The organism is Streptomyces sp. NPDC006393, from assembly GCF_040628575.1.
Lineage (GTDB): Bacteria > Actinomycetota > Actinomycetes > Streptomycetales > Streptomycetaceae > Streptomyces.
The window spans coordinates 1-12,501 of the sequence record NZ_JBEXZD010000049.1; the positions used below are offsets into that span (position 1 = coordinate 1).

Sequence of the window (12,501 nt, forward strand, 5' to 3'; positions counted from 1 at the left end):
AGGCCCGGGATGGCGCGCAGCGAGGCCAGGTGCTCGACCGGCTGGTGGGTGGGGCCGTCCTCGCCCAGGCCGATGGAGTCGTGCGTCCACACGTAGGTGACCGGCAGCTGCATCAGCGCGGACAGGCGCACGGCGTTGCGCATGTAGTCGGAGAACACCAGGAAGGTGCCGCCGTAGATCCGGGTGTTGCCGTGCAGGGCGATGCCGTTCATCTCCGCGGCCATGGAGAACTCGCGGATGCCGAAGTGGATGGTGCGGCCGTACGGGTCGGCCTCCGGCAGCGGGTTGCGCTTCGGCAGGAAGGAGGAGGTCTTGTCGATGGTGGTGTTGTTGGAGCCGGCCAGGTCCGCGGAGCCGCCCCACAGCTCGGGCAGGACCGCGCCGAGCGCCTGGAGCACCTTGCCGGAGGCCGCGCGGGTGGCGAGCGACTTGCCGGCCTCGAAGACCGGGACGGCGTCCTCCCAGCCCTCGGGCAGCTGCCCGGCCACGATCCGGTCGAAGAGCTCGGCCCGCTCGACCTGGCCGGCGCGCCACTGGCCGAGCCGCTTGTCCCAGGCCGCGTGCGCCTCGGCGCCCCGGTCCAGGGCCCTGCGGGTGTGGGCGAGCACGTCCTCGTCCACCTGGAAGGACCGCTCGGGGTCGAAGCCCAGGACGCGCTTGGTGGCCGCGACCTCCTCCTCGCCGAGCGCCGAGCCGTGCGCGGCCTCGGTGTCCTGGGCGTTCGGGGCGGGCCAGGCGATGATGGTGCGCATCGCGATGATCGAGGGGCGGCCGGTCTCGGCCTTCGCCGCCGTCAGCGCCGCGTACAGGGCGTGCACGTCGATGTCGCCGTTCTCGTCCGGCTCGATGCGCTGGGTGTGCCAGCCGTACGCCTCGTAGCGCTTCAGCACGTCCTCGGAGAAGGCGGTGGCGGTGTCGCCCTCGATGGAGATGTGGTTGTCGTCGTAGAGGAAGACCAGGTTGCCGAGCCTTTGGTGACCGGCCAGCGAGGAGGCCTCCGCGGAGACGCCCTCCTCCAGGTCGCCGTCGGAGACGATCGCCCAGACGGTGTGGTCGAAGGGGGAGGTGCCCTCGGGGGCGTCCGGGTCGAACAGGCCGCGCTCGTAGCGCGCGGCCATCGCCATGCCGACCGCCATGGCGGCCCCCTGGCCGAGCGGACCGGTGGTGGTCTCGACGCCGGCCGTGTGCCCGTACTCGGGATGACCGGGGGTCTTGGAGCCCCAGGTGCGGAACGCCTTCAGGTCCTCCAGCTCCAGCTCGTACCCGGCGAGGTAGAGCTGTGTGTACAGGGTGAGCGAGGTGTGGCCGGGGGAGAGGACGAAGCGGTCACGGCCCGTCCACTCGGGGTCGGCCGGATCGTGACGCATCACCTTCTGAAAGATCGTGTAGGCGGCCGGGGCCAGGCTCATCGCCGTGCCGGGGTGGCCGTTGCCCACCTTCTGCACGGCGTCGGCGGCCAACAGGCGGGCGGTGTCGACGGCACGCCGGTCGAGCTCCGTCCACTCGAAGCGGTCGGTTGTCTGCTCGCTCATCTTCAAGAAGTCCTCGAAAGAAGCGGGATGGGTGGCCGGACGCGTTCGAACTTAAAAGTCTGACTTTTTCCATGGAAGGTCTGTGCGTGTCAGGCTGTGGTGAAAGTGGGACACGACCCGCCGGGCGAGGCCGCACGGCGGGTGACCGAGGCGGTACGAGAGGGACATGGCGGACGCAACCACCCAGGGCGGACCGGTCGCCGGGCACGGCGACGGAGAGGGAATCAGGACCTTCCCCTTCCCCGTCGACCTCAGCCTGCTCGGAGTCGGGCTCCAGATAGGCCCCATGGGCACCGGGCACACCTGGCACGCCGAGGCTCCTCTCCACCGCGTCCACCGCATCGATTTCCACGTGGTCATGCTGTTCAGCGACGGCCCGGTGCGACACATGATCGACTTCGCCGAGTACGAGGCCGCGGCCGGCGACGTGCTGTGGATCCGCCCCGGACAGGTCCATCGCTTCTCCCGTGCGGGCGAGTACCGCGGAACCGTCCTGACCATGCAGCCCGGCTTCCTGCCCCGCGCCACGGTCGAGGCCACCGGCCTGTACCGCTACGACCTGCCGCCCCTGCTCCGCCCCGACGAGGCCCAGCGCGCCGCCCTGACCGCCTCCCTCGCCCAGCTGCGCCGCGAGTACGAGGACACCGAGACCCTCCCGCTGAGCCTGCACACGGCGGTGCTGCGCCACTCGCTCACCGCGTTCCTGCTGCGCCTGGCCCATCTCGCGGCCAGTTCGGCACGGGCGGCCCGGGACCAGGCCGACACCACCTTCTCCCTGTTCCGTGAGGCGGTCGAGCAGGGGTTCACCACCAACCACAGCGTCAGCGCCTACGCCGACGCCCTCGGCTACTCCCGCCGCACCCTCGTTCGCGCGGTCCGCGCCGCCACCGGCGAGACCCCCAAGGGATTCATCGACAAACGCGTCGTCCTGGAGGCCAAGCGCCTGCTCGCCCACACCGATCTGCCGATCGGCCGGGTGGGCGCGGCCGTCGGCTTCGCCGACGCCGCCAACTTCTCGAAGTTCTTCCAGCTGCGCACGGGGCAGACACCGGTGGCCTTCCGGGCGGAACTGCGGTGAACGCCCACGCACGGGGGAGGGGCCCCACGCGTGCGCGTGGGGCCCCTCCGTGCGGGTGCGGCGTCCGTGCGGGCGCCGCGGTCAGTGGCCGAAGTCGAACCAGTTGACGTTCACGAAGTCCGCCGGCTGGCCGCTGGTGAAGGTGAGATAGACGTCGTGGGTGCCGGTCACCGCGGAGATGTTCGCCGGGACCGTCCGCCAGGACTGCCAGCCGCCGGTGTTGGCCAACGCGAAACTGCCGACCGGGGTGCTGGTACGGCTGTCCAGACGCACCTCGACCAGCCCGCTGACCCCGCCCGCGGCGCCGCTCGCGACCCGGGCGTAGAACTGCTTCGCCGCCGTCGAGCCGAAGTTGACGCCCTTGTAGAGCGCCCAGTCGCCGTTCGCGATCGACCCGATGTCCTGGCCGCCGCCGCTGTCCGTGGTCGCCTCGGCGTTCACACCGCTCTGGCTGTCGTAGGACTCGGCCTGTACGGGGCTGTAGGCGTCGCGGTTGCCGGAGGGCGGGGGAGTGGTGCCGCCCCCGCCGCCCGAGGACTGGAGCACCTGGACGTAGTCCACCACCATGGGGTGGCCGGGCTCGGTGCCGCTGTCCGGGCCGCCGCCGAACGCGCCGGGGAAGCCGCCGCCCATGGCCACGTTCAGGATGATGAAGTATCCGTGGTTGGTGGCGTTCGCCCAGGTGGTCGCGTCGACCTGAGTGGACTTGATCGTCTCGAAGTTGACGCCGTCGAGGTAGAAGCGGATCTGCTCGGGGCTGGTGGACTTGTCCCACTCCATTGCGTAGGTGTGGAACCCGGCCTGGCAGGTGGTGCCGGCGCAGGAGGTCGAACCGCCGATGCCGGACGTCTCGTTGCAGGGGCCGCCGGGGCTGGTGCCGCAGTGCATCGTCGACCAGTCGGTGTTCAGACCCTGGACGTTCTCCATGATGTCGAGCTCGCCGACGCCCGGCCAGTTCTGGTAGTTGCCGCGGAAGGGCGAACCCAGCATCCAGAAGGCGGGCCAGTAGCCCTTGGCGGCGGCGCCGGTGACGTTCGGCATCTGGATCCGGGCCTGCACGCGCAGCTTGCCGCCGGCCGGCGGCTGGAAGTCGGTGCGGTTGGTCTCGATACGGCCCGAGGTCCAGTGGCCGGAGGCGTCCCGGCGCGGGGTGATGAGCAGGTTGCCGTTGCCGTCGAGCGAGACGTTGCTGGTGGAGGAGGTCATCGACTCGACCTCTCCGGTGCCCCAGTTGCCGGCGCCGCCCGGATACGAGGTGCCCGTGTCGTACAGCCAGTTGGCGGTGTTGACGCCGGAGCCGGCGGAGCCGTTGAAGTCGTCGAGGAAGACCTGCGACCAGCCCGACGGGGGCGTGGGGGCGGAGGCGTTCGCGGGCAGTGTCGCGACGGTCGCCGCGGCCGCCGCCAGGCCCAGCGTGCCGAGGACGGCGACGAGCGCCCGCCGCACGGAGCGCCGTCTGCGGTGGGTGCCGGCACGTATGCCGGCGGATGTGCCGGAGGGTTCACTCATGGGAGGTGCCTCTCGGTACGGAGTGGTGGGATCGGAGCGTTCTGAGAGCGCTCTCACGCGATGCGCGCCGCCAATGTGCTCCCGGGCACCCCAGTCGTCAAGAGTTAAAGCAAGGAAAGTCCCTCGCGGGCACGGGAGTTCAGGTGATGAAGGCGGAGATTTCCGGGTTGTACCCGGGACCTGGGCGGCGGCGTCCGGCGCACCGGGGCGCCCCCACCAGAGCCTGATGCCCCGTGCCCGGCCACGCGGAGGAGGCACGCGTGGCCGGGACGGTGAAGGCGGTCGCCTACTGAAGGCGGTACGTGTAGACGGTCGTCGCCACCTGGCACACGCCCGGTGAGATGACCTCGGCGCGCAGCGCGCCGCGCGCCGCGTCGTAGTCGACGCCCTCGGCCTCGAACGTGCCGCCGCACACACTGCGCTGCGGCAGCGCGAACAGGCTGGTGACATGGCCGGTGACCGGGCCGCCGTCCAGCCGGTGCGTCAGGTCCACCTGGAGCAGCGGCCGGTCCTCGGGGAAGAGTTCCTTCGAGCCGTCGTCCGAGGCGCACAGCAGCCGGGTGTCGTTCACGAAGTCGCAGCCCTGGATGTCGCGTACGGGCTTGTCGAGCGTGATCTGCGGGGCCTGCGGCAGCGCACCGCCCGTGCGCGGGGTGGCCGCGTTGAGCAGCGGGGCGGGGAAGACCTGGAGCCGGTTCTGGTCGCCCCACTCGCCCGACACCAGCCACTGGCCGTCCGGCGAGACGGAGGCGAAGGAGTTGTTCAGCTTCTCGCCCGGGTCGAGCTTGTGGACGTACTCGTAGCGCTTGCCGGACGGAGTGGTCACCGCGAACATCTTGGACGTCGCGGTGTCCGGGCCCTGGTAGGCGTCGAACACGTGTCCCTGAGCGATGTCCGGGTCGCCGACGTGGTTCCAGCCCTCGATGCGCAGGCTCAACGGGATCGAGGCGAGGCCGCGGTGCAGCAGCGAGCCGTCCGCGCGGCTGGCGAGCCCCTGCCCGCCGCCGAGCGAGTCGACGTACGCCGTGCCGGTCTCCTGCCAGACCGGCGTGGCCGCCGACGCCGGCGACGTGGCCGCACCGAGTGCGACGGCCGCGGTCAAGGCGGCCAGGGCGAAGAGTTGACGTCTCATCAGGTACCTGCCGAATCGACGAAGGTGAGGATGGCGTTCGCATGGAACCATGGGGCGGGCCGTCCGTCACCGTTGCCGGGAGGCGTCGCAGGTGAACAGTAGGGTTCCGGGAGGGGGCGAGGCGGCGGCGTCGGGAAGGGTGCGAGGGTGAGGCTGACGATTCTGGGCGGCGGCGGATTCAGGGTGCCGCTCGTGTACGGGGCACTGCTGGGCGACCGCGCCGAGGGCCGGGTCACCGAGGTCGTCCTGCACGACCTCGACGCCGGCCGGCTGAACGCGGTGAGCCGGGTGCTCGCCGAACAGGCCGCCGGAGTACCGGACGCGCCCGGGGTCCGCGCCACCAGGGACCTGGACGACGCGCTGCGCGGCGCCGACTTCGTGTTCTCCGCGATCCGCGTGGGCGGCCTGGAGGGCCGGGCCCACGACGAACGGGTGGCGCTCGCGCACGGCGTGCTCGGCCAGGAGACGGTCGGCGCGGGCGGCATCGCCTACGGCCTGCGCACGGTGCCCGTCGCCGTCGACATCGCCCGGCGGGTGGCCCGGCTCGCGCCCGAGGCCTGGCTCATCAACTTCACCAATCCGGCCGGACTGGTCACCGAGGCCATGTCCCGCCACCTCGGCGACCGTGTCATCGGCATCTGCGACTCGCCGGTGGGCCTCGGCCGCCGTATCGCCCGCGTACTCGGCGTGGATCCGGGCACGGCGTGGATCGACTACGCGGGCCTCAACCACCTCGGCTGGGTGCGCGGGCTGCGCGTCGCCGGCCGCGACCAGCTGCCGCGTCTGCTCGCCGACCCCGCCCTGCTCGGCTCCTTCGAGGAGGGCCGGCTCTTCGGTGCGGACTGGCTGCGCTCGCTGGGCGCGATCCCCAACGAGTACCTGCACTACTACTACTTCAACCGCGAGACCGTGCGCGCCTACAAGGGCGCCGCTCGAACCCGCGGCGCCTTCCTCCATGACCAGCAGGCCCGCTTCTACGAGGAGTTGCGCAACCCCGGCGCCCCGGCGCTCGACACCTGGAACCGCACCCGCCACGAGCGCGAGGCCACCTACATGGCCGAGAACCGCCGGACGGCCGGCGCGGGGGAGCGGGAGGCCGACGACCTCTCGGGCGGATACGAGAAGGTGGCCCTCGCCCTGATGCGGGCCATCGCCCGCGACGAGCGCACCACGCTGATCCTCGACGTCCGCAACCGCGGCGCCCTGCCGGCGCTGGACGCGGAGGCCGTCGTCGAGGTCCCCTGCCTGGTCGACGCGGGCGGCGCGCACCCGGTGGCGGTCGAGCCGCTGCCCGGTCACGCCACCGGCCTGGTCTGCGCGGTCAAGGCGGTCGAGCGCGAGGTGCTCGCCGCCGCCGAGTCCGGCTCCCGGGAGACGGCGGTGAAGGCCTTCGCGCTGCACCCGCTGGTCGACTCGGTGAACGTGGCCCGCGGGCTGGTCGAGGACTACAGGCAGGTCCACCCCGGCCTGGCGTACCTCAAGTAGCGGCGGCCCGCGGCACCTCGGGGAGCACCGGCCCGGCGTATCTCAAGGAGCACCGGCCCGGCGCATCCCAAGGAGCCGCGAGCCGTGACACGCGCCGGGGCGGCCGGTCGCTCCCCCGTACGGCGACCGGCCGCCCCGACCCCCCGTGATCCCCCGTCGCTCCCCCTCGGCTCCCCCGTCTTCCCCTCGGGCGTCCCCCGTGTTCCCGTCGCCCTCACCCTTGAGAGTCGTCGGCGCGGGACTTGATACACCCCGGACAGAAAAACCCGCAGAAAAAATCCGGGCCGGGCGCCGCACAGACCGAAGATCGAGCTAGGGGGTGTCTCGTCGATCACGCCGGGCTCGCGGCGCCTGGTGCCGCACCTCGCGGCGTTGTCGTCGGTCGCCGATGCTCCGCATCGACTCCCTCCTCCGCCTTGCGATGTACGGCACCAGCCACCGCTCCCTGATCCGGCCTGATCGACGAGACACCCCCTAGAGCGGCAGCGCCTCCGCCGCTGTGACGGCGCCGCCCGGTGCCGGTACTCCCGGGAGCAGCGGTCCCGCCTCCTCCGTCCGCTGCCGGGGAAGGGCCACCGGCCGGAGCGGACGCGGCCCGGACACCACCGTGTAGTCCTGCCCGAGGAACGGGGGCAGAAGCTCCCCGGGGTCCTCGCCGAGCGCCAAGCGCACGGCAGCCCAAGGGGCGTTGACCCCGCACAGTGACAGCTGGTGCAGTCCGCCGGCCGGGCGCGCGTTGACGTCCATCAGCACCGGCCGCTCGCCGTACATCCGGAACTGGATGTTGGACAGATAGTGCAGCCCGAAGCCCTCGGCGATCCGCCGGGCCGGTTCCAGCCACTGCTCGTGCAGGGTGAAACCGCGGCGACGGCCGTTCTTGGTGCGCCCCACGGCCATACGGATCCGGTTGTCCGGCCCCGTCAGGCAGTCGACCGACACCTCCGGCTGGCCCAGGCGCGGCATCACCAGCCAGTCGACCGGCTCCTCCGCCCGTGCCAGGGCCCCCAGGACCAGGTCGAGAGGGACGTACGGGCCCGGGAAACCACTCAGATGCGTGAGCGAGAACGGCGCGTGGGTGATGACGCGGAAACCCGTCCCGCCCGCGCCGGAAGCCGGCTTGAAGCAGGCATGGTGCCCGGCCGCCTCCAGCTCCTCCACGGCCGCGAGCAGTTCGTCGGCGGTTCGCACCCGCCGCCAGGGCGGCACGGGGACGCCGATCGCCCCGACCGCCTCGTACGCCGTCGCCTTGTCCTCGAAGACGGCCACCGCCTGCGGGGTCGGCGCCAGCAACGCCGTACCGGCCGCCTCGAACTCGGCGCGGTGCGCCACGATCGCGGCCTGGTGCAGCCGGGGCACGAACACGTCGATGCCGCGTCGCGCGCACTGGTCCAAGGCGTACTCGGCGTACGCGGCCGGGGACAGGCCCTCCGGTTCCAGCTCGGCGGTGTCGGCGGCGGCGAGCACGGGGGAGTCCGGGTCGCCGTGCGTGGCATGGATCTCGACGGCCCGGTCGCAGGGATTTCTGCGCAGCTGATCGATGAAGAACACGTTCTCCGCGTACGTGCGGTTGAGCCAGACGCGTACGCGAGAGATCATGCGGGCCGCCTTTCGGGTTCGCGGGCAGGGCGAAGCAGGCCGTGCCCGGCCAAAGGAGAAAGAGGGACACCGAACCGCCCTGCGTGAGGGATGGCTGTCGGCGGTGGTGTTGGGGCGATCATACGGCTTTTCTAGGCCGTGGCGTGCCACGCGCATGTGACGGATTCGGACACGTGGCGGCGGTGACCCGGGATGCCCTTGTCCGGGTGGTGCCGGGTGTGTTGTCGTGGTGACCAACGTGTGTGCGACAGGGGGCGAGAGGTGACGGGGACGGTCGGCGGGACCGGGCGGCTGCTCGCCATCAGCGATCTGCACATCGGCTACAGCGAGAACCGCGCCCTGGTCGAGCGGATGGCTCCCGGCTCGGACGACGACTGGCTGATCGTGGCGGGAGACGTCGCCGAGACCGTCACCGACATCCGCTGGGCCCTGAAGACCCTGGCGAGCCGATTCCGCAAGGTTCTGTGGGTACCCGGCAACCACGAGCTGTGGACGCATCCGCGCGACACGGTCACGCTGCGCGGCGTCGCCCGCTACGAGCACCTCGTCGAGCTGTGCCGAGAACTGGACGTGACCACGCCCGAGGATCCCTACCCGGTCTGGGAGGGCCCGGGCGGCCCCGTGGCGGTGGCACCGCTCTTCCTGCTCTACGACTACTCCTTCCTGCCGCCCGGCTGCGCCACCCGGGAGGAAGGGCTCGCCTACGCGCACCGCACCGGCATCGTCTGCAACGACGAGTACCTGCTGCACCCCGACCCGTACCCCAGCCGCGAGGCGTGGTGCCGGGCCCGGGTCGCCGAGACCGAGCGCAGGCTCGCCGAACTCCCGGGCGACCTGCCCACCGTGCTCGTCAACCACTACCCGCTGCACCGGCACCCGACGGACGTGCTGTGGTACCCGGAGTTCGCCATGTGGTGCGGCACCACGCTGACCGACGACTGGCACCGCAGGTTCCGCGTGGCCGCCATGGTCTACGGACATCTCCACATCCCGCGGACCACCCGCCACGAGGGTGTCCGATTCGAGGAGGTGTCGGTGGGATACCCGCGCGAGTGGCGGCGGCGCCCGCAGCCGCCGGGCGGACCCCGCAGCGTACTGCCGACGGAGGACGGTACCGGTGATCGATGAGCTGCTCCCGGACACGGTGGTGGCCGTGGAGGCGTACGGCGACGACGGGAGCCGCGACGCCCCGCTGTATCCGGAGGAGCGGGCGGTCATGGCGCGGGCGGTGGACAAGCGCCGCCGCGAGTTCGCCGCGGTGCGGGACTGCGCCCGGCGCGCCATGGAGAAGCTCGGCGTGCCGCCGCAGCCCGTCCTGCCCGGCGAGCGGGGCGCCCCGTGCTGGCCGGAGGGCCTGGTCGGCAGCATGACCCACTGCGACGGCTACTGCGCCGCCGCGCTGGTGCGGGCCCGCGACCTCGCCTCGCTCGGCATCGACGCCGAACCCCATGCGCGGCTTCCCGGGGAGGTGCTGGACGCCGTCGCCCTGCCCACCGAGCGACGACGGCTCGCCGACCTGGCGGAGCGGCACCCCGGCGTCCACTGGGACCGGCTGCTGTTCAGCGCGAAGGAGTCCGTCTACAAGGCGTGGTTCCCGCTGACCGGCCGGTGGCTCGACTTCACGGGGGCGGACATCGAGATCACCCCGGATCCGGACGCCCCGCGCGCCGGCCGCTTCCGCGCCGAACTCCTTGTCCCCGGCCCTGTGTTGGGCGGCCTCCGCCTCCTCCACTTCGACGGCCGCTGGACCGTCGAACCGGACCTGGTGGCCACGGCGGTGACGGTCCCGCACCCCTGACCGGCGGGACGCCCTCGGCCGGAGGGACGCCGCCGGCCGACGGGATACGCCGGCCGACGGGCGAAGCGGGGCGTGCGCCCCGCCGGGTGCCGGCGGGACCGGTCACGCGGGCGGTGTTCTCGTCCCGTACGGCGGCACCCGGCCGAGCACTGGCGGCACCCGGCCGAGCACCGAGGTCATGCCCGCGGGTTGCAGTCGTGCAGGAGCTGGAAGAACGCCTCCTCGTTGCCCGTCAGGCCGGCCCGGGTCAGGGCCTGGTCCGCCTCGGCGAGGACGGACGGCGGGACGAGCGGTGGCCGGCCGGAGGCCGGGGGGCCGTCGAGGGCGGCGCGCACGGTGTGCAGCAGCCGCAGGTAGGCCTGGACGGCGGCGCGCTCACGGTCGGTCAGTACGGCGGTGGGCATGGGTCGCTCTCCCCGGTTTCGGCGTCACACGGTCGCGCGCCCGGTCCCCCGGACGGCGCGGGCGCCCCCGCACAGCGGCGGCACACCCTCCAGCTTGCCGCCCACCACTGACAACGCCCCCGCGCTCCGCCCCGGTTCGCCCGCCCGGCGCAGGCAGAAGGACACGGGCGGGCGGAAACAGGGATCTCGGCCGCCAGGAGTACGGCCCCCCGGTGAGGCCGGGGACGCCGCCGACGGCCCTCCCCGTTCGCACCGCTCACGGCGTCGCGGCATCACGGCATGACGACGTCACGGCACTACGACGTCACCGCACTACGACGTCACGGCATGACGACGTCATGGCGTCGCGGCATCACGGCGTCGCGGCATCACGACTCGGGTCGTTTGACGCTCTCCAGCAGCATGTCCAGCCACTCGGCCACCTTGTCCCGGTGCTGGTCGGTGGGCAGTTGCGCCGCGCGCCAGGCGATGCCGCGCACCCCGTGGTCCTGCAACAGCCGCTCCAGCGGGTCGTCGGGGGCGGCCTCCGCCTCCCGCTCCCGGTCGGCGAGCCGTTGCAGCAGTTCCTGCTCGGTGCGTTGCAGGGCGCCCGCGAGCGCCTCGGGGTCCTCGGCGGTGAGGAATCCGGCGTGCACGCGGAAGAACCGCTGGATGGCGTCGCAGTGCTCCATGGTGGGGCGCCGGTCGCCGTTGATGAGGGCGCCGGCCTGCTGCCGGGACATGCCCGCGCCGTCCGCGATCTCCTGCTGGGTGTAGCGGCGCCCGTTCGGTTTGAGCCGGGTGCGGCGCAGCAGGTCCAGCCGCTGAAGGAAACGGGCCTGCACGTCCGGCTCGCCCGCGGGCCGCCCGCTCAGCAGGGCCCTGACCACGGGCTCGGGCACGCCACAGGCCACGGACAGGCGGCCGACGTCGAAGACCTCCGCCTGGGGTACGCCGAGCCGGTCGGCGAGCGCGGTGACGCGTGCGACGGCCGCCGGCAGCACAGCCGACGCCGTGGCGCCCGGATCCTCGATGCCGTCCGTCACCGACAGATCTCCTACGTCTCTCACAGGCTTCTCACAAGGCGGGGTGCCGTGAACTTCCCGGAGAGTAGCCCGTTGTTCGAACTCGCATCCAGGTCTCGCCACAACTGTGGCCAATTTCAGCCGTCAACCGGCATGAAATGCCACGATAGTTGACACGGCTCGCGTCCGACCAGCAGGATCGGGTCGCCGCGTGAAGGCCGCAGAGGCAAGAGGGGTGACCTCCCGATGGCATTTCAGGCAGGAGGGCAGCGGCCGGCGCCGCGGCCCGTCCCCGTCAGTCCCGAGGCGCAGGCCTACCTGCAGGACTACGCCGCGCTCCTGGAGGCCGTCTCCTTTCCCTCCCTCGTCGTCGACCACCGCTGGGACGTCGTCCTGTCCAACAGCGCCTTCACCTCGCTCTTCCGGGGCGTGGGCCCGCATCCCACGGCCATGCCGGGCGACAACTTCCTGCGCTTCGTGCTCTTCCACCCGGACGCGGGCACCGTCCTCGGCGACCACGAGTCCCGCTGGTGCCTGCCGATGCTGGCGCACTTCGCGGCCACCATGGAGCGCTGCGGCCCCGACCACGGCCTCCAGGCCATCCGCCGGGACATCGCCCAGGACCCGATCATGGAGGCCGCCTACCGGCAGGGGCTGCCGCACTGGATCCGTACGGTCGGCGAGGCGGCGGCCCGGTCCGACGGCGCCGTCCGGCCGCTGCTGCACCCCGACCCGCGTTGGGGCGCCACCGACTGCCGGATCATCGAGGAGGCCCCGGACACGCTGCGGGAGCTGGGCTACACCCGGCTCACCATGGTGCTGCGCGATCCGCGCCGCCCCGCTCCGGCCCCGCGCAGGCCGCGCAACACCCGCCGCACGGCGGGACACCTCAGCGTGGTGCCCACGCCCGAGTCCTGAGCCGGCACCGTCGGCGTTCAGGTCGCCGACGGCGCCGAGCTCGCC

General features: G+C 72.4%; 11 protein-coding genes. 5 read left to right on the forward strand and 6 right to left on the reverse strand.

Features of this window, described 5'->3' with window-relative positions; all coding sequences use genetic code 11:
- On the reverse strand, positions 1-1,532 hold a 1,532-nt coding region (locus tag ABZ484_RS21010; RefSeq protein ID WP_358867408.1), incomplete at its 3' end, for a transketolase.
- A gap of 166 nt (positions 1,533-1,698) precedes the next feature.
- Between ABZ484_RS21010 and ABZ484_RS21015 the strand changes: the two genes are divergently transcribed.
- Positions 1,699-2,610, forward strand: a complete 912-nt coding sequence (locus tag ABZ484_RS21015; protein ID WP_358867409.1) for an AraC family transcriptional regulator — start codon at positions 1,699-1,701, stop codon at positions 2,608-2,610.
- Between the two features lie 81 nt (positions 2,611-2,691).
- Here the strand turns inward: ABZ484_RS21015 and ABZ484_RS21020 are convergent, their stop codons facing one another.
- Positions 2,692-4,119: a glycoside hydrolase family 16 protein gene (locus tag ABZ484_RS21020; protein ID WP_358867410.1), complete on the reverse strand. Its 1,428-nt coding sequence runs from the start codon at positions 4,117-4,119 to the stop codon at positions 2,692-2,694.
- A 286-nt stretch (positions 4,120-4,405) separates the two neighbouring features.
- Complete coding sequence (locus ABZ484_RS21025; RefSeq protein WP_358867411.1) at positions 4,406-5,251, reverse strand: hypothetical protein; 846 nt, start codon at positions 5,249-5,251, stop codon at positions 4,406-4,408.
- A gap of 147 nt (positions 5,252-5,398) precedes the next feature.
- Here ABZ484_RS21025 and ABZ484_RS21030 point away from each other — a divergent pair, with 147 nt between their 5' ends.
- The gene (locus ABZ484_RS21030) at positions 5,399-6,736 is read left to right on the forward strand and encodes a 6-phospho-beta-glucosidase (RefSeq protein WP_358867412.1); all 1,338 of its coding nucleotides are present in this window, start codon (positions 5,399-5,401) and stop codon (positions 6,734-6,736) included.
- A gap of 474 nt (positions 6,737-7,210) precedes the next feature.
- On the opposite strand, the gene ABZ484_RS21035 is transcribed toward ABZ484_RS21030, so the two are convergent.
- A complete protein-coding gene (locus ABZ484_RS21035; RefSeq protein ID WP_358867413.1) occupies positions 7,211-8,332 on the reverse strand; it encodes an ATP-grasp domain-containing protein in 1,122 nt (373 codons plus the stop codon).
- Between the two features lie 261 nt (positions 8,333-8,593).
- On the opposite strand from ABZ484_RS21035, the gene ABZ484_RS21040 reads away from it, so the two are divergent.
- Positions 8,594-9,460, forward strand: a complete 867-nt coding sequence (locus tag ABZ484_RS21040; RefSeq protein WP_358867414.1) for a metallophosphoesterase — start codon at positions 8,594-8,596, stop codon at positions 9,458-9,460.
- Entirely contained in the window at positions 9,450-10,130 is a 681-nt protein-coding gene (locus tag ABZ484_RS21045) for a 4'-phosphopantetheinyl transferase superfamily protein (protein ID WP_358867415.1), read from the forward strand. The genes ABZ484_RS21040 and ABZ484_RS21045 overlap by 11 nt, the downstream gene beginning before the upstream one ends.
- 176 nt (positions 10,131-10,306) lie before the next feature.
- Here the strand turns inward: ABZ484_RS21045 and ABZ484_RS21050 are convergent, their stop codons facing one another.
- Entirely contained in the window at positions 10,307-10,534 is a 228-nt protein-coding gene (locus ABZ484_RS21050; protein WP_030183610.1) for a hypothetical protein, read from the reverse strand.
- 368 nt (positions 10,535-10,902) lie between these two features.
- Positions 10,903-11,559 carry a helix-turn-helix transcriptional regulator gene (locus ABZ484_RS21055; RefSeq protein ID WP_358867416.1) on the reverse strand — a complete coding sequence of 219 codons (657 nt, stop codon included), beginning with the start codon at positions 11,557-11,559 and terminating at the stop codon, positions 10,903-10,905.
- Between the two features lie 225 nt (positions 11,560-11,784).
- Between ABZ484_RS21055 and ABZ484_RS21060 the strand changes: the two genes are divergently transcribed.
- The gene (locus tag ABZ484_RS21060; protein WP_358867417.1) at positions 11,785-12,456 is read left to right on the forward strand and encodes a hypothetical protein; all 672 of its coding nucleotides are present in this window, start codon (positions 11,785-11,787) and stop codon (positions 12,454-12,456) included.
- Positions 12,457-12,501 lie beyond the last annotated feature (45 nt).